This window comes from Stenotrophomonas sp. SORGH_AS_0282, assembly GCF_030818125.1.
Lineage (GTDB): Bacteria > Pseudomonadota > Gammaproteobacteria > Xanthomonadales > Xanthomonadaceae > Stenotrophomonas > Stenotrophomonas rhizophila_A.
Genome location: NZ_JAUTAB010000001.1, coordinates 3,311,160 through 3,330,828 on the forward strand (window position 1 = coordinate 3,311,160; position 19,669 = coordinate 3,330,828).

19 protein-coding genes are annotated in these 19,669 nt (G+C 67.7%); 8 read left to right on the forward strand and 11 right to left on the reverse strand.

Annotated elements, in window-relative coordinates; genetic code table 11:
- Window positions 1-12: 12 nt before the first annotated feature.
- From QE395_RS15040 to QE395_RS15050, 3 genes are all read right to left on the reverse strand, one after another.
- The gene (locus QE395_RS15040; RefSeq protein WP_068854548.1) at window positions 13-654 is read right to left on the reverse strand and encodes a LemA family protein; all 642 of its coding nucleotides are present in this window, start codon (window positions 652-654) and stop codon (window positions 13-15) included.
- Window positions 655-801: 147 nt separating this feature from the next.
- A complete protein-coding gene (locus QE395_RS15045; RefSeq protein WP_068849314.1) occupies window positions 802-1,551 on the reverse strand; it encodes a TerC family protein in 750 nt (249 codons plus the stop codon).
- 39 nt (window positions 1,552-1,590) lie between these two features.
- On the reverse strand, window positions 1,591-1,971 hold the full coding sequence (locus QE395_RS15050; RefSeq protein WP_093532940.1) for a diacylglycerol kinase: 381 nt from the start codon (window positions 1,969-1,971) through the stop codon (window positions 1,591-1,593).
- A 189-nt stretch (window positions 1,972-2,160) separates the two neighbouring features.
- Between QE395_RS15050 and QE395_RS15055 the strand changes: the two genes are divergently transcribed.
- Entirely contained in the window at window positions 2,161-2,889 is a 729-nt protein-coding gene (locus tag QE395_RS15055) for an SGNH/GDSL hydrolase family protein (protein ID WP_210131998.1), read from the forward strand.
- Between the two features lie 249 nt (window positions 2,890-3,138).
- On the opposite strand, the gene QE395_RS15060 is transcribed toward QE395_RS15055, so the two are convergent.
- The 3 genes from QE395_RS15060 to QE395_RS15070 all read right to left on the reverse strand — a co-directional run bounded on the left by QE395_RS15060 (window position 3,139) and on the right by QE395_RS15070 (window position 6,011).
- A complete protein-coding gene (locus QE395_RS15060; protein ID WP_249833774.1) occupies window positions 3,139-4,410 on the reverse strand; it encodes a HAMP domain-containing sensor histidine kinase in 1,272 nt (423 codons plus the stop codon).
- Window positions 4,411-4,558: 148 nt separating this feature from the next.
- Window positions 4,559-5,272 (reverse strand): response regulator transcription factor, encoded by a 714-nt coding sequence (locus tag QE395_RS15065; RefSeq protein ID WP_019182442.1) that lies wholly within the window; start codon window positions 5,270-5,272, stop codon window positions 4,559-4,561.
- 73 nt (window positions 5,273-5,345) lie between these two features.
- On the reverse strand, window positions 5,346-6,011 hold the full coding sequence (locus QE395_RS15070) for an arylesterase (RefSeq protein ID WP_068849306.1): 666 nt from the start codon (window positions 6,009-6,011) through the stop codon (window positions 5,346-5,348).
- 120 nt (window positions 6,012-6,131) lie between these two features.
- Between QE395_RS15070 and QE395_RS15075 the strand changes: the two genes are divergently transcribed.
- The 3 genes from QE395_RS15075 to QE395_RS15085 all read left to right on the forward strand — a co-directional run bounded on the left by QE395_RS15075 (window position 6,132) and on the right by QE395_RS15085 (window position 9,637).
- Window positions 6,132-6,731 (forward strand): ATP-binding cassette domain-containing protein, encoded by a 600-nt coding sequence (locus QE395_RS15075; RefSeq protein ID WP_093536045.1) that lies wholly within the window; start codon window positions 6,132-6,134, stop codon window positions 6,729-6,731.
- A complete protein-coding gene (locus QE395_RS15080) occupies window positions 6,728-9,211 on the forward strand; it encodes an FtsX-like permease family protein (protein WP_306989830.1) in 2,484 nt (827 codons plus the stop codon). The genes QE395_RS15075 and QE395_RS15080 overlap by 4 nt, the downstream gene beginning before the upstream one ends.
- Before the next feature lie 72 nt (window positions 9,212-9,283).
- Complete coding sequence (locus QE395_RS15085; protein WP_068849300.1) at window positions 9,284-9,637, forward strand: DMT family protein; 354 nt, start codon at window positions 9,284-9,286, stop codon at window positions 9,635-9,637.
- A gap of 3 nt (window positions 9,638-9,640) precedes the next feature.
- Here the strand turns inward: QE395_RS15085 and QE395_RS15090 are convergent, their stop codons facing one another.
- The 5 genes from QE395_RS15090 to QE395_RS15110 form a co-directional block, all read right to left on the reverse strand.
- Window positions 9,641-10,570: a DUF6607 family protein gene (locus QE395_RS15090; RefSeq protein ID WP_306989833.1), complete on the reverse strand. Its 930-nt coding sequence runs from the start codon at window positions 10,568-10,570 to the stop codon at window positions 9,641-9,643.
- A 14-nt stretch (window positions 10,571-10,584) separates the two neighbouring features.
- Entirely contained in the window at window positions 10,585-11,154 is a 570-nt protein-coding gene (locus QE395_RS15095; protein WP_249833771.1) for a Hemin transport protein, read from the reverse strand.
- A 5-nt stretch (window positions 11,155-11,159) separates the two neighbouring features.
- Window positions 11,160-13,361 (reverse strand): TonB-dependent hemoglobin/transferrin/lactoferrin family receptor, encoded by a 2,202-nt coding sequence (locus tag QE395_RS15100; protein WP_306989835.1) that lies wholly within the window; start codon window positions 13,359-13,361, stop codon window positions 11,160-11,162.
- Between the two features lie 161 nt (window positions 13,362-13,522).
- A complete protein-coding gene (locus QE395_RS15105) occupies window positions 13,523-13,720 on the reverse strand; it encodes a hemin uptake protein HemP (RefSeq protein WP_068849295.1) in 198 nt (65 codons plus the stop codon).
- Window positions 13,721-13,883: 163 nt separating this feature from the next.
- Entirely contained in the window at window positions 13,884-14,858 is a 975-nt protein-coding gene (locus QE395_RS15110) for an aldo/keto reductase (RefSeq protein ID WP_217537013.1), read from the reverse strand.
- Window positions 14,859-15,061: 203 nt separating this feature from the next.
- On the opposite strand from QE395_RS15110, the gene QE395_RS15115 reads away from it, so the two are divergent.
- From QE395_RS15115 to QE395_RS15130, 4 genes are all read left to right on the forward strand, one after another.
- Complete coding sequence (locus QE395_RS15115) at window positions 15,062-16,360, forward strand: nucleoside transporter C-terminal domain-containing protein (RefSeq protein ID WP_068849291.1); 1,299 nt, start codon at window positions 15,062-15,064, stop codon at window positions 16,358-16,360.
- Between the two features lie 25 nt (window positions 16,361-16,385).
- Window positions 16,386-17,342: a ribokinase gene (locus tag QE395_RS15120; protein WP_093536055.1), complete on the forward strand. Its 957-nt coding sequence runs from the start codon at window positions 16,386-16,388 to the stop codon at window positions 17,340-17,342.
- A 447-nt stretch (window positions 17,343-17,789) separates the two neighbouring features.
- Window positions 17,790-18,782 carry a tRNA dihydrouridine synthase DusB gene (dusB, locus tag QE395_RS15125; protein ID WP_093536202.1) on the forward strand — a complete coding sequence of 331 codons (993 nt, stop codon included), beginning with the start codon at window positions 17,790-17,792 and terminating at the stop codon, window positions 18,780-18,782.
- A gap of 19 nt (window positions 18,783-18,801) precedes the next feature.
- The gene (locus tag QE395_RS15130; RefSeq protein WP_068849287.1) at window positions 18,802-19,626 is read left to right on the forward strand and encodes a methyltransferase domain-containing protein; all 825 of its coding nucleotides are present in this window, start codon (window positions 18,802-18,804) and stop codon (window positions 19,624-19,626) included.
- Window positions 19,627-19,669: the final 43 nt, after the last annotated feature.

The window sequence follows — 19,669 nt, forward strand, 5'->3', positions numbered from 1 at the left end:
GGTGTTCACCGGTTACTGGGCCGGTGCCGGAGCCTGCTGCGGCGGCGGCGCGGGCGCCGGGGCCGCGGGCTGCGCACCGAACTTCACCGCAGGCGGCTGCGAGATCTGCGCTTCATTTTCCACCGTGAAGTTCGGCTTTTCCTTGTAGCCGAACAGCTTGGCGGTGATCAGCTGCGGGAACGAGCGGACGTAGGTGTTGTAGTCCTGCACCTGCTGGATGTAGCGGCCGCGCGCCACGGTGATCCGGTTTTCGGTGCCTTCCAGCTGCGCCTGCAGATCGCGGAAGCCCTGGTCGGATTTCAGGTTCGGGTAGTTCTCGGTCACCACCAGCAGCCGCGACAGCGCGCCACTGAGCTCGCCCTGGGCCTGCTGGAACTGCTTGAGCGACTCGGCGTCGTCGGCATTCACGTTGACCTGGCCCACCCGCGCGCGGGCATTGGTCACGTCGGTGAGCACCTGGCGCTCCTGGTTGGCATAGCCTTCCACGGTCTGCACCAGGTTGGGGATCAGATCGGCGCGGCGCTTGTACTGGTTAAGCACCTCGGCCCAGCCGGCCTTGACCTGCTCATCCTTCTGCTGGATCGAGTTATAGCCACAACCTGACAACAGGCTGGCCAGCAGGGCCAGCAGGATCAGTCGGGGAGAAATACGCATGGCCGGCTCCGGATCGGGGTGGACGCGGCCGGAGGATGGCATGAATAGGGGTTAATTCCCCGTTAGGGTGTCCGGGGGTGACGACCAACGGTCGTCACCTGCCGGGTGGGTCCGCGCACCCATTGCCGGTGGATCCGCAGGCCGGTTTCACCAATTGCCGGCGCCCGGCACGTGGTGGGCCACGGCGCGGCGGCGCATCAGCAGGTTCAGCCACTCCACCAGTACCGAGAAGCCCATGGCGGCATAGATGTAGGGCTTGGGCACGTGCACGTCCAGGCCGTCCAGGATCAGCACCGCACCGATCAGCAGGATGAAGGCCAGGGCCAGCATCTTCACGGTCGGGTTGGCGTCGATGAAGCGGCCCAGCGGGTTGGCCGCCAGCAGCATGACCGCCACCGACAGCAGGATCGCCGCGACCATCACCGGCACGTGGTCGGCGATGCCGACGGCGGTGATCACCGAATCGAGCGAGAACACGATGTCGATGATGGCGATCTGCGCGATCACCATGCCGAACACGGCCGAGGCCTTGGTGGTGGTGGGATCTTCGTCTTCGCCGCCGGTGATCAGCTCGCGGATTTCCATGCCGCCCTTGATGATCAGGAACAGGCCGCCGAGGATCAGCACCAGGTCGCGGATGGAGATGCCCATGCCGGCCACGGTAAACAGATTGGCCTGCATGTGCGCCAGGTAGGCCAGCGACACCAGCAGCAGGATGCGGGTGATGCACGCCACCGCGATGCCCAGCTTGCGCGCGAACGGACGACGCGATTCCGGCAGCTTGCTCACGGCAATGGAAATGAACACCAGGTTGTCGATGCCGAGCACGATTTCCAGCGCGCTCAGGGTCAGCAGGGTCAACCAGACGTTCGGGTCGGACAGCAGTTCAAGCAACATGGACCTGGATCCTTACTAAGGGGAAGAACGGGGGGCGCGTCAGAGCACGCGCGGCGCCAGGACCAGGCCCCAGCACAGCAGAACATTCATCATCAGCACGAACACCGCCGCCGAGCCCATGTCCTTGGCGCGGCCGGCCAGCTCATGGAATTCGGCGCCGTAGCGCTCGATCACCGCTTCAATCGCCGAATTGGCCAGCTCCATGGCCAGTACCAGCAGCATCGAACCGATCATCAGCGCGCGCTCGACCGGGGTCTGCCCCAGCCACAGCGCCAGCGGTGCCAGCACGACCAGCAGGTAGACCTCCAGCCGGAACGACGACTCGTGCAGCCAGGCCGCCCGCAGGCCCTGCCAGGACCACACCGCCGCCTTGAAGATGCGCCTGGGACCGCGCGGCATGTGCCCGGTTTCATCAGCCACGCGGGGACACCCCACGGCGGGAAACAAGGCAGGACGGCAGGTGCGGGGCACGACAAGGGGTCATGGGCAGCGCGGGGAGCGGTGGACAATCCGCCATTTTGCCACAAGGGTGGCGGCGCTACCCGGCCGTGCCGGGCGTTGGCCGGCCCACCGGGCCTAGAATGACCCTACGCATCAAAGGAGTCGTTCATGTCCCAGCGTTTCACCCGCCCCCTGCTGCTCGCCCTGGCGCTGACCGCCAGCCTGCCCGCTTTGGCCCTCAAGCCCGCCCCGGTGCCGGCGCCGCCGCAGGTGCCCGAGCAGGTCTCCAACGTGGCCTGGGCCGGCGACATGGCCGCCTTCGCCAAGGCCGACGCCGCCAGCCCGCCCCCGCGCGGCGGCGTCGAGTTCATCGGCAGTTCCTCGATCCGGATGTGGGACACCCTGGCGGCCGACTTCCCCGGCCAGGACGTCTTCAACCGCGGCTTCGGCGGCTCCGAAGTGCGCGACAGCACCTGGTACGCCGACCAGATCGTGATTCCGTACGCGCCCTGCAAAGTCTTCTTCTACGCCGGCGACAACGACCTCAACAGCGGCCGCACGCCGACCCAGGTCCGCGACGACGTGGTGGCGTTCGTGCAGCGCGTGCACCGCGACCTGCCGAAGACCACCGTCGAGGTCATCTCGATCAAGCCCAGCCCGTCGCGCGCGCAGCTGCTGCCCGCGGTGGTGGAAGCGAACGGATTGATCCAGCAGGCGCTGGCGAAGCTGCCGAACACCGGCTACACCGACATCTACACCCCGATGCTGGGCGAGGACGGGCAGCCACGCGCGGCGTTGTTCCGCGAAGACATGCTGCATATGAAGCCGGAGGGGTATGCGATCTGGCGGAAGGCATTGGCAAGCAAGGTGCAGTGTGGTGCAACGGTAAAGCGGTAACAGCGCACGTTGTTTTGAGGTCATGCGTTAAAGGGCCGATCAGCAGAGTCGGCAGTCGTTTGGGAACCGACCCTACCGCGCTCGCACACCATCGAGGGGAGTGGCGGGGGTGGGTTTGCGGGGGTGTGAGCCGCATGGATGCGGCGACCAAGCCCCCAAGGATGGGTTCACGGCGCCCCCCGCGGGCCCACCCCCGCCGCTCACCTGCACGCGGGCAATGGAAACGCCGTTGCTCTGCGCTTTTACGCGTCAGCGATAGATGATCGTGGCCTGGGTGCCGACCCCGGGTTCGCTGGTCAGGGCGATCTTCCAGCCGAAGCGGTCGCACAGGCGGCGCACGATCGACAGGCCCAGGCCGGTACCCTGCGGGCGGCTGGGTTCGGCGCGGTAGAACGGCTCGAACGCGCGCGACAGCGCTTCGGCCGACATGCCGATGCCGGTGTCGCGCACCACCACCCGGTCGTCCAGCACGTCCACGTCGATACGGCCTTCGTCGGTGTAGCTGCAGGCGTTGCGCAGCAGGTTGCTGACCACCACCTGCAGTACCCGCGGTGGCGCGTGCAGGTGCACCGGTGCCTCGCTGTGCAGGTGGATCTCCACCGGCCGGCCCGCGATCAGCTCGCGCGCGTTGTCCACTTCGTAGCGCACGATCTCGTTGACGTCGAACAGTTCGATCTGCGGCTCCACGTCCGCCTCGCGTGCCAGGATCAGGAACGCATCGATCACCGCCTCCATGTCGCGCCCCGCGCGCTGGATGCGGTGCAGGCCGCGGCGCAGCCGCGGCGTCATGTCCTGGTCGCCCAGCGCCATGTCGCTGGCCACCCGGATCACGGTCAGCGGCGTGCGCAGTTCATGGCTCGCATCGCGGGTGAAGTTGCGTTCGCGTGCCACGTGCGCGGTGACCCGCGTGGCCAGCGAATGCAGGGCCGCCGCCAGTTGCCGCGTTTCGCCCTGCATGTCCGCCGGCAGCTTGTCCGGTGCCAGGTCCGACGCCTCCGGATGGCCCGGGTTCCAGCGCGACACCCGCCGCGCCAGCCAGTTCACCGGCGAGACCAATCGCTTCGACGCCCGGTAGGTGATCCACGACGCGCCATACACCGCCAGCAGCGTCAACAGCACCGGCACGATGCCGAACCAGAACGCCAGCATCTCCGCGCGCGAACGCAGGAACACCAGGTACAGCTGCCCTTCCGGGCGCTGATCGACCAGCACCAGCTGGTCGTCGGCCTTCAACTCGTGGAAGCCCGGCGCCAGCGTGCGCAGGTTGGGCGGCAGGCTCAGCGCCGATTGCCCGGCCTCCAGCAGGTAACCGCGGATGTTGCGCGTGTTCGGCGGCGGCTGCGCGGGCGAGGCCGCGTGCAGGTCCCAGAAATATGTCGCTTCTTCCTGCAGCGCGCTGCTGACCAGGCTGTGCTTGATCACCAGCGAGACCAGCCACGCGCCCAGCAGGATGCCCAGGCTGGCCAGTACGGCCTGCAGGATGAAGACAATGCGGATCTTGCGCGGCAGACCGTGCGGCATTACGAAGTCCAGGTCGAGTCGCCGCGATTATAGGAAAGCGCGCCGTTATTCCATCGTGCAAGCAACGGCGATGCCCCGGCAAGTGCCGGGGCATCGTGTACATCGGGGCCGCAAGCCCCCACCATCGTGCGCCCTGCTCTGTGGCGCATCAGCTCATCGGCTGGGCGATATCGGCAATACGGTAGCCGGCGCTCTGCACGGTGTGCAGCAGCGGACGGTCGAACGGCTTGTCGATGATCTTGCGCAGGTTGTACAGATGGCTGCGCAGCGTGTCCGAATCCGGCAGCCCGTTGCCCCAGATCTCGCGCTCGATTTCCTGGCGGGTCACCACGCGCGGCGATTCGCGCATCAGGATGGTGAGCAGGCGCAGGCCGATGGGCGACAGCTGCAGCTCGGTGCCCGCACGCGTGGCGCGCATGCTGACCGGGTCCAGCACCAGGTCGGCGACCTTGAGCACTTCCGATCCTACCTGGCGGCGTTCGCGCCGGATCAGCGCGCGCAGGCGGGCTTCCAGCTCCTGGATCGCAAACGGCTTGGTCAGGTAATCGTCGGCGCCGAAGCCCAGGCCGGTGAGCTTGTCGTCGAGCGTATCGCGCGCGGTCAACATCAGCACCGGCGTCGACTTGCGCGCATCGTTGCGCAGCCGGCGGCAGACTTCGATGCCGTCCAGACGCGGCAGCATCAGGTCCAGCACCACCACGTCGTAACTGTTTTCAGCCGCCAGACGATAACCGTCCAGCCCGTCCTGGGCGTAGTCCACTTCGAACCCGCGGCCTTCCAGGTATTCCCCGATCATCTCGGAGATATTGCGGTTGTCTTCGACCACCAGCACCAGGCCGGAGGTTTCCTTTGTCTGACGCATGGGAGTCCCTCTTTCTTCAGCTTTGTGAAACATGCCGGATCGTCGGTGGAGGCGATGTGAAGCCGCTCACGGATCAGTTCGGCGGCTCATTCAACAGGGGTTTGAGCAGCGGCCAGACGTTGTCCAGCACCTTCGGCTGGGCCTTGGCGGTGGGGTGCAGCCCGTCGCCCTGCATCAGCCCGGGCTGCAGGGCCACACCCTCCAGCAGGAACGGCAGCAGCGCCACCTTGTACTGGCTGGCCAGGCCCGCATACACCTGGCGCAGGCGGTCGCGATAGGCCGGGCCGTAGTTGGGTGGTACATCGATGCCCAGCAGCAGCACCTTGGCGCCGGCCTTCTGGCTGGCCACGATCATCTTTTCCAGGTTGCCGCGCAGCTGCGCCGGGCTCAGCCCGCGCAGCGCGTCATTGCCGCCCAGTTCGATCACCACCACCGACGGCCGATGCTTCTCCAGCAGGGCCGGCAGCCGGGTCAGTGCGCCGGCCGTGGTTTCGCCGCTGATGCTGGCATTGATGACCGTCGGCGGCGGCGTGATCTGCTGGCTAACCCGCTGCTGAAGCAGGTTCACCCAGCCCGATGCGGCCGGGATATTGTGGGCGGCACTGAGGCTGTCGCCGACCACCAGCACCGCGTGCCGGGTGTTGGCACCTTTGGCACATGCCAGCGCAGGCAGCAGCAGCAACCCTGCCAGCAGCAAGAACACCTGGGCCGCCCGGCCCGCCCATTTTGCTCGGTACATTGGAGAATCCTCATCGACAGCCTGTCCCCCCGCAGCGCGCCCGTCGCCATCGCCGCCCACAACGTGGGCAAGTCCGCACGTGGCCCGGAGGGTGAAGTCCACATACTGGACAACATTGACATGACCGTCCATGAAGGCGAGAGCGTCGCCATCGTCGGCGCGTCCGGTTCGGGCAAGACCACCCTGCTCGGGCTGCTGGCCGGACTCGACCTGCCCAGCCGCGGCGACATCGCCCTGGCCGGGGCCACGCTCGGCGCGCTGGATGAGGAAGCCCGCGCGCAGCTGCGCGCGCGCGAGGTCGGCTTCGTGTTCCAGAGCTTCCACCTGCTGCCGGCGCTGACCGCTGAAGAAAACATCGCGTTGCCGCTGGAACTGGCCGGGCGCGAGGATGCGGCGCGGGTGCGCGAGGTGCTGGCGCAGGTCGGGCTGACCCACCGCGCCCGCCATTACCCGCGCCAGCTGTCCGGTGGCGAGCAGCAGCGCGTGGCGCTGGCGCGTGCGTTCGTGGCACGGCCGCGCATCCTGTTTGCCGATGAGCCCACCGGCAGCCTGGACCAGGCCACCGGGCAGCAGATCAGCGACCTGCTGTTCGCGCTCAACGCCACCAGCGATACCACGCTGGTGCTGGTGACCCATGACCTGCGCCTGGCCCAGCGCTGCGAGCGCATCTACCGGCTCGACGGCGGCCGCTTGGTCGATGCCGCCGGAATCACCGCATGAACGTACTACGCCATGCCGGGCGTGCGCTGCGCCGGGAATTTCTCGCCGGCGACCTGCTGACCGTGTTCGCCGCGCTGGTGCTGGGCGTGGCGGTGATGACGGCGGTGGGCACGCTGGTCAACCGGGTCACGTTGGCGCTGACCAGCAGCGCGGCGGAAATGCTCGGTGGCGACCTCGGCCTGGGCGGCCGCGAGGACGTGCCACAGGCCTTCGCCGACGAGGCGCGCGCGCGTGGGCTGGCCAGCACGCGCATGGTCAGCTTCCCCAGCGTGCTGTTCCATGGCGATGAAAGCCAGATGGCCAACATCAAGGCGGTCAGCAACGGTTATCCGCTGCGCGGCGAACTGCGGGTCAGCCGCGCCCCGGGCGGCGCCGGCGAAGTGGCCGGCACCCCGGCGGCAGGCGAGGCCTATGCCGACCCGCGCCTGATGCAGGCGCTGGGGCTGAAGGTGGGCGACGCCCTCGAATTCGGCGCCGGCACGCTCACCGTGACCCGCGTGCTGCAGGCCGAACCGGATACCTCCGGCGAGCTGATGCAGCTGTCGCCGCCGCTGCTGGTCAACCGCATCGACGTCGACCGTGCGGGCCTGCTCGGCCCGGGCAGCCGCGCCTCGTACCGGATGATGTTTGCCGGCAGCGCTGGGGCCATTGCCGATTTCCGCGGCTGGCTGCAGCCGCGCGCCAAGGGCCTGCGCATCGTCGGCATTGCCGATGCCCAGCGTGGCGTGCGCGGCGCGTTCGACCTGGCCGGCCGCTTCCTGTCGCTGGCCGCGCTGCTGGCGGTACTGCTGGCGGGCGTGGCCACCGCGCTGGCCGCCAACCGCTTCGCGCTGCGCCGGATCGACCAGGTGGCGGTGCTGCGCTGCCTGGGCGCGCGCAATCGCGACATCCTCACCGCCATGGCGCTGCAGCTGGTGCTGCTGGCCATCCCGGCCTGCCTGGTCGGGATCGGGCTGGGCATGGCCGCGCAGGCCGGGCTGGTGCAGGCGCTGGGCGGGCTGATTCCGGGCCGGCTGCCGTTGCCGCAGGCCACGCCGGCGCTGAGCGGGGCGGGGATCGGGCTGGTGCTGCTGCTGGGTTTCGGCCTGCCGCCGCTGTTGCGGCTGCGCAAGGTGCCGCCGATGCGCGTACTCAACCGCAGCTTCGCTACCCTGCCGCCCAGTTCCCTGCTGGTGTATGCCGCTGCGCTGGCGGCCACCGTGGCGCTCACCGTGCAGGCCACCGGCGATGTGCGGCTGGCCGCCTGGGTGCTGGGCGGCCTGGCCGCGCTGGCGTTGCTGGCAGGTGCGGCCGGGGCCACCCTGCTGTGGCTGCTGCGCGGGCTGCAGCCGCGCCTGCGCGGGCGCTGGAAGCTGGGCCTCGCCGCCCTGACCCGCCGCCGCGGGCTGGCGGTGATGCAGCTGGTGGGACTCTCGCTGTCGCTGTGCGCCCTGTTGCTGCTGTCGGTGATCGGCCCGGGGCTGTTGGCGCAGTGGCGCGACCGCCTGCCCAGCGATACCCCGAACTATTTCCTCATGAACATCCAGCCCGAACAGCGCCAGGCGGTGCTGGCAGCGCTGGACGGCCTGGGCGTGGATTCGCCCGGGATCGAGCCGTTCAGCACCGGCCGGCTGCTGGCCGTCAACGACAGGCCACCGCAGCGGCAGGAACGCGAGGACAACAACAACGACGATGACGATGCCAACCGCCCGGTCAACTTCTCCTGGCGGCATGATTTCCCGCCGGCCAATACCCTGTTGAGCGGCCGGTATTGGGCCGCAGGGAGCACCGCTGCCGAAGCTTCGATCGAACAGGGCTGGGCCGAACGCTACGGGATGAAGCTGGGCGACACGGTTACCCTGCAGATGGGCGAGCAGGAACGGCGCTTCACCGTGACCAGCATCCGCAAGGCCGACTGGGATTCGTTCCGGGTCAATTTCTTCCTGCTGCTCAATGAGGGGGCGGTGGGCGATGCGCCGTACAACCTGATCACCGCCTTCCACCTGCCGCGCGAACAGGCCCCGGCACTGGCCGGGCTGACCCGCCAGTACCCGAACATCTCACTGCTGGATATCGACAGCATCCTGCAGCGGGTGCGCGAGGTGGTGGACCGGGTCAGCCAGGCCGTGCAGCTGGTGATGGGCTTCAGCCTGCTGGCCGGAGTGCTGGTATTGCTGGCCGCGTTGCAGGCCACCGCCGGTGAACGCCGTTACGACAGCGCGGTGCTGCGCACGCTGGGCGCCACCCGCACCCAGCTGCGCGGCGCGGTGCTGGTGGAATTCGGCGCGCTGGGGCTGCTGTCTTCGCTGCTGGCGGTGGGCACGGCGGCACTGCTGGGCAGCGTCGTGGCCCGCCAGGTATTCGAACTGCAGCTCAGCCCGCCGTGGGGCCCGCTGCTGGCCGGAGGGGCACTGGGCGTGGCGCTGAGCATGCTGGCCGGCTGGTGGGGCACCCGACGGATCCTGCACACCCCGCCGGCGCTGGCCCTTCGCGAGGCATGAACGCGATTGATGACACCGGCAGGGGTCGGCGCTAGGTATGCTGCCCGCCCCTGCCCCCTGAGAATGCCCGCGATGCCCGGCACGTCGTTCACCGCTTACCTGTACCCCGTGTTGCTGCTGCTGGGCAGCAACATCTTCATGACCTTCGCCTGGTACGGCCACCTCAAGTACAAGAGCGCGCCACTGATGATGGTGATCCTGGTCAGCTGGGGCATCGCCTTCTTCGAGTACTGCCTGCAGGTGCCCGGCAACCGACTGGGCAGCGCGGTCTACTCGGCCCCTCAGCTGAAGGGCATGCAGGAAGTGATCACGCTGGTGGTGTTCGCGGTGTTCTCCGCGTTCTACCTTGACCAGCCGTTGAAGTGGAACCATTACGCCGCGTTCGGATTGATCGTGGTGGCCGCGTTCCTGATGTTCAAAGAGTGAGGGTCATTCGGGGGCTTTTTCCACCCACTGCTTGAACACCGCGTCGATCTGCGCGTCCTTGACCTGCTTGCCGTCCTGCAGGTCCTGTGCCTGGGTGAACAGCGGAATGATCATCGCCATGCCATCCAGCTTGGTCTTCAGGTGTACGCCCGGCGCCTGGCCGAGGAAACCGTCCCAGCGGGCGCGCACCTTGGCCCAGTAGTCCGCCGTTGCGGCCCAGTAGTCGTAGGCCGGTTTGAAATCGACCTCGGTGGTGCGGTTGTAATCGTTGAAGCCGAACTCACGCGCGATCTCCTGCTGGCTGCCGTCGGCGCCGCGCAGGATCTTGGTGTTGAACTGTTCGTGGGTCCAGCCGTTGGGGGTGAGGGTGTGCCGGTTGACCACCGCCAGTGCGTTGTAATCGCTGCGGCGGGTGTACTCGCGGCGCGGCAGTGGCCGCCAGCTGAGGTCGCTGGTCCAGGTGGCCACGCCGTTGTGGTAGTCCCACCGGCCGGTGCCGCAGTAGCGCGGGGCATCGCTGACTTCATGCACGCACTGGGTCCACGCGCCGGCGTTCACCGCCGGATCGATCGCACGCACCTGCCAGGTCTGGTCGGCGCTGAACTCGAACCGGTTCGGCGCCTCGTACACCCAGTCCTGCCGCCAATGCTTGGTCACGTGGCCGCTCCTGCCGTCCACCAGCAGGTGCTGGAGCACGATCCGCTTCGGGCTGTCCTCGACCACGATCACCACTTCGTTGCCGCCGCTGCGCACGGCCGGCGCGCGCTCATAACCGGGCTTGAGCAGCACGGTTTCATCGAAGGCGAAATCGACGATGTACTCGCCCTTCATGGCCAGGATGCTGGCGTGGTCGCGCTGCAGGTCGGAGGGCTGGGCGTGGGCGATGCCGCTGGCTGCAAGCAGCAGCCACGCGCTGGCTGTCTGGAATGTCATCGACGAAGGTCCCTTCAGGAAGGTCGGGTGGAAGAAAGATGGCCAAGTGGTACGACGTTGGACGCATCGATCCACAGCTCGCCGTCGGCGCCCTCGACCCGCGCGATGCGCCGCGCGGCGGTGGCGCCCAGCACCGACAGCGAGGCCACGCTGGCGGCCAGTGCCTGGCCGTTGCGCGCGTGCAGGCGCAGCGCGCACATGCGCCAGGGCTCGCCGCCCAGGCGCGTGGCCAACCGGCGCCACAGGCGCTCGGCCACGCCGCCCTCATTGGCCGGCTCCGGGCGCGCCGGGAACGCCGATACCAGGCGGTCCCAGGCCAGGAAATCACTGTCGGGCAGCAGGTACAGCCGCCAGCAACAGCGCCCGCGCGCGTCGGAGAAGCACAGGCTTTCGCGGATGCCTTCGCTGTCCATGCCCTGGCAGGCATGGGCGGAAACGGCATGTTTCCAGCCGCCCAGCTCGCTGCTTTCGGGGCGGTACAGACACAGCACCGTGCCCAGTGCCGCCAGCTGTTCCGGGGATGGCAGCTGGCCAGGGCGCAGGTACCGGTCTGGGGTTCGCAGTGCGGAAAGGGCTCGGCTCATGATGGCTACCAGCTCACGGCAAGGCTGGCCGAGACGTTCCGGCCAGGGTTGGTGTAACGGTCGATCACCGTGCTGCTGGAGGCCAGCGCGGAGGTGATCGCGGAGTAGTCGATATAGGTGCGGTCGCCGAGGTTGAACACGCCGATGTTGATCTTGGCGCCAGGGGCGAAGTCCCAGTGCGCCACCAGGTCCAGCACCCCATAGCCGGCCGGGCGGAACGCGGTGGCGCTGGCCATGCGGTCCTTGCGCCTGGCGAACGTGCCCAGCAGCTCCACGCCCCACGCATCGCGGTCGTAGGCGACGCCGAGCGTGCCGCGCAGCGGATCGATCGATTCCAGCGGCACGTCTTCGGTCTTGTCCTGACCGCGCGACCACGCTACCGCGCCGTTCAACGACCAGCCGGCCAGCGCGGTGCTGAGTTCGCCGAACTCGACCCCCGCCTTCAGTTCAGCACCGTAGATTTCCGCGTCGGCGATGTTCTGCGACTGGAATACGATCAGCCCCTGCGGGTTGATGCCGACCTGGCGCTGCGACTCGATGAAGTCCTTGTAGTCGTTGTAGTAGCCGCTCAGGCTGACGTACGCGGCCTTGCTGACATAGCGCAGGCCCAGTTCCAGGCCGTCACTGGTTTCAGGCTTGAGGTCGGGGTTGGGAATGGCGGTGTAACCGAACATCACGTTGGTGAAGCCCAGGTTGACGTCGTTGTACGGCGGCGAGCGGAAGCCGTGCGAGTAGCCGGCGAACAGCGACCAGTCATCGGCGAAGCGCCACACCATGCCCAGCTTCGGCGACACGCTGGTCTTGGTCAGGTCCGATACCGGCATGCCCGGGTTGTCGGCGGCGAAGATCGCGTCCACGTCCGGGCGCAGTTCGTAGTGGTCCACGCGCACGCCCGGCACCAGCGAGAAGCGGCCGTCGGCGAAGCGCATTTCGTCCTGCACGTACAGGCCGAGCTCGGTGGTTCTGCTGATGGGGAAATCGCGCACGGGGAACGCATCGGGCAGGATCGTGGTGCTGGTCTGGCCGTTGGCCAGGACCTGGTAGCCGTCGCGCTTCTGCCGCGTCTCGGTCCAGGTGCCATCGAAGCCATAGGTCAGCGCGTGCTCGACCGCGCCGGTCTGCAGCGCCTTGTGGAACACCGCCTGCAGGCCGTACACGCGCTGGTCGAAGTTGAATTCACGGTGGCGCGTACTGCGGTTGGCACGCTGCTCATCGGTGCGCTGGGTGGTTTCGCTGTCCTGCCGGTACAGCTGCCAGGACAGGCTGTCGGCGAAGCCGGCGGCCAGGTTGTCCATCTCGTGCGCGAACGACACCCGCGCGCGGGCCTGGTGGTCGCGCGCCTGCATGCCGGTGGTGGTGGTGTGGTCGATGGCCGACAGCACGTCGGTGTCCACGCTGTCTTCGTTGCCTTCCACCGTCAGCCGGAAGCGTTGGTCTTCGCTCGGCGCATAGACCAGCTTGCCGAGCACGCTGCGGCCATCGCGGTCCTGCGGGTTGGCGGCGGTGCGGGTGCGGTCGCTGCTGCGCACATCGCCCATGCTTTCGGTTTCCTGGCCCTGGCGATGGTTGACGTTCACCATGCCGCTCCAATGGTCGCCGCCAAAGGCGGTGGTGGCGCTGCCCAGCAGGCCGTTCCATTCGCCGTCATAGCCGAATTTCAGGCCGACGTAGCTGTTTTTACCGTCCTTGAGGTAATCGGCCGGGTCCTTGGTGACGAAGGCCACCACCCCGCCCAGTGCATCGGAGCCATACAGCGCGCTGGCCGGGCCGCGCACGATCTCGACGCGCTTGAGCGTTTCCAGGTCGGTGAAGTTGCGGTTGGCGTCGGAGAAGCTGCCGATGCTGAAGGCCTTGGGCATGGCGATGCCGTCGGTCTGGATCAGTACGCGGTTGCCATCCAGCCCGCGGATGCGGAACCCGCCCAGGCCGAAGCGGGCCGGGCTGCTGGTCACCGAGATGCCCGGCTCGTAGCGGACCAGGTCCTTGATGCTGCGCACGAGGTGGTCATCCAGCTGCTCGCGGTCGATCACCTCAACGGTGGCGGCCACATCGCTGAGCGCACGTTCGGTGCGGGTAGCGGTGACCTGCACGCGGTCGAAGTCGCGCGCGTCGGCACCGGCATCGGGGGTGGCAGGGGCAGCAGCGTGGGCCGCGGCCATGGGCAGCGCCAGCCACAAGGCAAGGCTCAGGGCGGTAGGACGGGTCATGTGGGTGGGCAGGGTCGACTGGACGCGGAAGGAGACCCCCGACAGACGCCAGGGACCATGCGGTCGCAGGCGACGTGCCGAGGGGGAGAGAGCAGTGCAGGCGGCAGGCCTGGGGAGCGCATCGCGGCCGCGCGAATGCACCCCGTGGGGGAGGCGGGCCGTTACTTGGTGAGGATCAGCTTGTCGTTGCTGGTGTGGCGCAGACGATAGAAGCGGTCGCCGTGCTGGATCAGGATTTCGCGGCGACCCTTGAGCAGGGCCTCGCTGTCGATCACTTCTTCGGCCGGAACGGCGCGGACCGGGCGGTCGCGCAGGGTCAGCGTTTCGGGGCGCAGCAGTACAGCGGCTTGAGTGTTCATTGTCTGGACTCGTGCGAGGGACGAGTTAGATGATAATGATTCTCAGTTCACAATCAACAACCATTCTCATGTTGATTGATGAAATTAATGATCGATTTTTGGAAATCGATTGATGCCGCCTATCGGTAGAGCCACGCAGGGCGTGGCTCTACCGGCCGTCAGGTCAGGGCGCGAAGACCGCCTCCACCCTGCTCCAGTCCGCTTCGGCCACCTGCTCCAGCACCTCGAGGGCGCCCAGGTTCTGCTCCAGCTGGCTGACCCGGCTGGCGCCGAGGATCACGCTGGAGACGTTCGGGTTGCGCAGGCACCAGGCGATGGCCAGCTGCGCCGGCGACTGGCCCAGCTCGGCAGCCAGCGCGCTGTAGGCGCGCACCTTGTCCAGCCGGGCCTCGGCCGAATCGCCCAGCACCAGCTCGCGGAGCCAGCCCATCTGGGCCTGGCCCAGCCGCGAATCCGGATCGAACCCGCTGTTGTACTTGCCGCTCAGCAGCCCCGAGGCCAGCGGCGAGAAGATCGTGGTGCCCAGCCCCGGGTCGGCGTACAGCGGCGCGTACTCGCGCTCCACCCGTTCGCGGTGCAGCAGGTTGTACTGCGGCTGCTCCATCGTCGGCAGGTGCAGGTGGTGGTGGCGCGCCACGTCCACCGCTTCCTGGATCTGCGCGGCCGACCACTCCGACGTACCCCAGTACAGCACCTTGCCCTGCCGGATCAGCGTGTCCATGGCCAGCACGGTCTCGGCGATCGGGGTGTCCGGATCCGGCCGGTGGCAGTAATACAGGTCCAGGTAGTCCACCCGCAGGCGCTTGAGCGCGGCGTGGCAGGCATCGGTCACGTGCTTGCGCGAGAGGCCGTGCTGGGTCGGCCGGGGCTCGTCCACCGCGCCGAAGAACACCTTGCTGGACACGCACACCCCATCGCGGGGCAGGCGCAGGTCGGCGATCACATCGCCCATCACCTGCTCGGCGCGGCCGCGCGCATAGCCCTCGGCGTTGTCGAAGAAGTTGATCCCGTGGTCCCAGGCACAGGCAACCAGGTTGCGGGCCTCGTCACGGCTGATCTGGTCGCCGAAGGTGACCCAGGCCCCGAAGGACAAGGCCGACAGCTTCAGCCCGGACGAGCCCAGGCGGCGGTAATGCATGCGTTTTCTCCTGCTGGATGGCTGCGCCAGGACACCGGGGCGCGGCCGGAATGAGTCGCATCAGTGTATCGCCCGGCGGGCCCGAACCCCTGTGGATACTTGCCCGATCGCGGCCGATCGGCCCCCGCACGCTGCTTTTCCTTGCCCCGCCCCTGCCGCTGCTCTAGGCTTCCCGTTTTTCGCGGCGCCCTAGGGGAAGTCTGATGGTCGAAGGTTTGGGCAGGATTGGCTTCGGCCTGTTCGGGTTGGCAGTGCTGATCGGCATCGCCTGGCTGTTCTCGAACAACAAGCGTTCCGTCGACTGGCGGCTGGTGATCACCGGTATCACCCTGCAGATCGCCTTCGCCGCGGTGGTGCTGCTGATGCCCGGTGGGCGCGAAGCGTTCTCGCTGCTCGGCGACGGCTTCGTCAAGGTGCTCAGCTTCGTCAACGAAGGCTCGCGCTTCATCTTCGGCAGCCTGATGGACACCAACCAGTTCGGCTTCATCTTCGCCTTCCAGGTGCTGCCGACGATCATCTTCTTCTCGGCGCTGATGGGGGTCATGTACCACCTCAACGTGATGCAGCTGATCGTGCGCGGCATGGCCTGGGCGATCACCAAGGTGATGCGCGTGTCCGGCGCCGAAACCACCAGCGTCTGCGCCAGCGTGTTCATCGGCCAGACCGAAGCGCCGCTGACCGTGCGCCCGTACATCGCCAAGATGACCCAGTCCGAGCTGATCACCATGATGATCGGCGGCATGGCGCACATCGCCGGCGGCGTGCTGGCCGCCTACGTGGGCATGCTGGGCGGCAACGACCCGGTGCAACAGGCCTTCTACGCCAAGCACCTGCTGGCCGCCAGCATCATGGCCGCCCCGGCCACCCTGGTGGTGGCAAAGCTGCTGGTGCCCGAAACCGGCACCCCGCTGACCCGTGGCACCGTCAAGATGGAAGTGGAGAAGACCTCCAGCAACATCATCGACGCCGCCGCCGCAGGCGCCGGCGACGGCCTCAAGCTGGCCCTGAACATCGGCGCCATGCTGCTTGCCTTCATCGCCCTGATCGCCCTGCTCAACGCCCCGCTGACCTGGTTCGGCGAAATCACCGGCCTGCAGGCCATGATCGGCCGCCCGACCGACCTGTCGACCATCTTCGGCTACCTGCTGGCCCCGATCGCCTGGGTGATCGGCACCCCGTGGGCCGATGCCACCACCGTCGGCTCGCTGATCGGCCAGAAAGTGGTCATCAACGAGTTCGTCGCCTATTCCAAGCTCTCCGAAATCGTCAACGGCCAGGTCCCCGGCGTGTCGCTGTCGGCTGAAGGCCGCCTGATCGCCACCTACGCCCTGTGCGGTTTCGCCAATTTCAGCTCGATCGCCATCCAGATCGGTGGTATTGGTGGGCTGGCACCGGAACGCCGCCACGACCTGGCCAAGTTCGGCCTGCGGGCCGTGCTGGGCGGTACCATTGCCACCTTCATGACGGCGACCATCGCCGGCGTGCTGACGCATTTCAGCTGATATCCGTTCCCGAGAAACAGTCTTTATGAGTAGCAGTGTCGTCGTTGTCGGTTCCTTCAACGTGGATCATGTGTGGCGTTGCGAATCGCTCCCGGCCCCGGGTGCGACCATCGCCGGCCGCTACAGCACCGGCCCCGGCGGCAAGGGTTTCAACCAGGCCGTGGCCGCCCGCCGTGCCGGCGCCCCGACCACGTTCCTGTGCGCCCTCGGCGATGACGCCGGCGGCGCCATGGCCCGTGGCCTGGCCGAACAGGACGGCTTCGCCCTGAGCGCCGAAGCCAGCACCGAGCCCACCGGCACCGGCGGCATCTACGTCGACAGCCGCGGCCGCAACACCATCGTGATCGGCCCCGGCGCCAACGCCGCACTCAGCACCGCCTACATCGACCAGCAGCGCGCGCTGCTGGCCGGGGCCAAGGTCGTGCTGGCCCAGCTCGAATCCCCGGTTGAAACCATCGAAGCGGCCCTGGCCATCGCCCGCGAAGCCGGTGCCACCACCGTCCTCAACGCCGCCCCGGCCGACGCGCCCTCCAGCATCGGCCTGCTCAAGCTTGCCGACGTGCTGACCCCCAACGAAACCGAATTCGCCGCCCTGCTCGGCCGTCATGTCGGCGAACGCGTCGACGCCGACGACGTGGCCGCCCTCGACGGCGCCAGCCTGCACGCCCTGTGCCGCAAGCTGGTCGGCAACGGTACCGTCGTGGTTACCCTCGGCGCCGTCGGCGTGTTCGTCTCGCACGCCGAAGAGAACCTGCGCGGCGACACCCAGCCTTACTACCGCGTAGGCGCCGAACAGGTCCAGGTGCTCGACACCACCGGCGCCGGCGACGCCTTCAACGGCGCCCTCGTCGCCTCCCTGGCCCAGGACCCGGACGCCGCCTTCGCCCGCCACGTCCGCTTCGCCAACCAGTTCGCCGGCCGCTCCACCGAAAAGGAAGGCGCCGCCGTAGCCATGCCGCATTACACGCCGGCAGACGCGTAAGACAGCACGAGCGCAGCATGTAACAAAGAAACCGGCGCGAAAGCGCCGGTTTTTGTTTATGCAGTTGCCCTTCGCCTCTGCCTTCCACTCCGTCACCGACCAAGTGTCAAAGGCAGGTCGGGGTGGGTTTGCGGGGGTGTGAGCCGCATGGATGCGGCGACCAAGCCCCCAAGGATGGGTTCACGGCGTCCCCCGCAAACCCACACCGACCTGCCAAGCCGTGAGACCCGGCAGAGCCGACGCCGTTGACGTTGACGTTGACGTTGATCTTGCTTTTTGCCACAGGTAACCCCCAACAATCCCGCAGCCATTGGGGCGCAGGAAGCAACCGTCAAGCATCTGCTCATGCCCGTACGGCATCAGGGCCTTCCGGATCGGCCTGAATGTGGGGCCGGATCGCAGGGGTCTGCTTGGTTGCCGGCCATGGGCCGGCACTACAATGCCCGCATGCAGATTGGTCCCTACAACATCCAGCCCAACGTGGTGCTCGCCCCCATGGCCGGCGTCACCGACAAACCGTTCCGGCTGCTGTGCAAGCGCCTGGGCGCGGGTCTGGCTGCCTCTGAAATGACCATCTCCGATCCGCGCTTCTGGACCACCCGCAAATCCATCCACCGCATGGACCATGCCGGCGAACCCGACCCCATCAGCGTCCAGATCGCCGGCACCGAACCCCAGCAGCTCGCTGACGCCGCCCGCTACAACGTCGACCACGGCGCCCAGATCATCGACATCAACATGGGCTGCCCCGCCAAGAAAGTCTGCAACGCCTGGGCCGGCTCCGCCCTGATGCGCGACGAAGACCTCGTCGCCCGCATCCTCAGCGCCGTCGTCGGCGCCGTCGATGTCCCCGTTACCCTCAAGATCCGCACCGGCTGGGACTGCGACCACCGCAACGGCCCCCGCATCGCCCACATCGCCGAAGACAGCGGCATCGCCGCACTCGCCGTGCATGGCCGCACCCGCGACCAGCATTACACCGGCAGCGCCGAATACGAGACCATCGCCGCCATCAAGGCCGCCCTGCGCATCCCCGTGATCGCCAACGGCGATATCGACTCCCCGCAGAAAGCCGCCCACGTGCTCGCCCAGACCGGCGTCGACGCCGTCATGATCGGCCGCGCCGCACAGGGCCGCCCCTGGATTTTCCGCGAAGTCGCCCACTACCTCGCCACCGGCACCCTGCTGCCGCCGCCCAGCCTGCACGAAGTGCGCGACATCCTGCTCGGCCACCTGCATGCCCTGCACGACTTCTACGGCGAACCCCAGGGCGTGCGCATCGCCCGCAAGCACCTTGGCTGGTACGCCAAGGACCGCCCCGAGAATGCCGCCTTCCGCGCCGTCGTCAACCGCGCCGAAGACGCCGCAGGCCAGATCGCCCTGACCACCGACTACTTCACCGCACTGGCCGCCGGCGAACCGCTGTCCTCCGCGGCCTGATCCACCCCAAGTGACCGCCATGACCCCGATTGCCGCCCCCACCTACCTGCACGGCTTTTCCAGCACCGAACAGCATCGCCTGGTCACCCAGGCCCGCCTGCTGGAATCGTCCATCTTCAACAACATCGACTACAGCGGCGCCCAGCGCCTGCTTGAAGTCGGCAGCGGCGTTGGCGCGCAGACCGAAATCCTGCTGCGCCGCTTCCCCGAACTGCACGTCACCGGCGTGGACCTCAGCGAAACCCAGCTGGCCACCGCCCGCCAGAACCTCGAGAAAACCCCGTGGTGCAGCGAGCGCTACACCCTGCTGCAGGCCGACGCCGGCAACCTGCCGTTCGGCGCGCGCGAGTTCGATTCCGCGTTCCTGTGCTGGGTGCTCGAACACGTGCCCTCGCCCGCCCGCGTGCTCAACGAAGTGCGCCGCGTGCTGGTGCCCGGCTCGCCCGTCTACGTCACCGAAGTGATGAACGCCTCGTTCCTGCTCGACCCGTACTCGCCGCACATCTGGCGCTACTGGATGGCCTTCAACGACTTCCAGTACGACCACGGCGGCGACCCGTTCGTCGGCGCCAAGCTCGGCAACCTGCTGCTGGCCGGCGGCTTCCGCGACGTCCACACCGAGATCAAGACCATCCACCTGGACAACCGCGAACCGGCCCGGCGCAAGACCATGATCGCCTTCTGGGAACAGCTGCTGCTGTCGGCCGCCGACCCGCTGTTGGAAGCCGGCCTGGTGGACCAGGAAACCGTCGACGGCATGCGCCGCGAGTTCAGCCTGGTGCAGAACGACCCCAACGCCGTGTTCTTCTTCTCGTTCGTGCAGGCCCGCGCGACCGTTTACTGAAAGAATGGCGGCTGCTGCTGACGGTGGTAGAGCCGACTGTCAG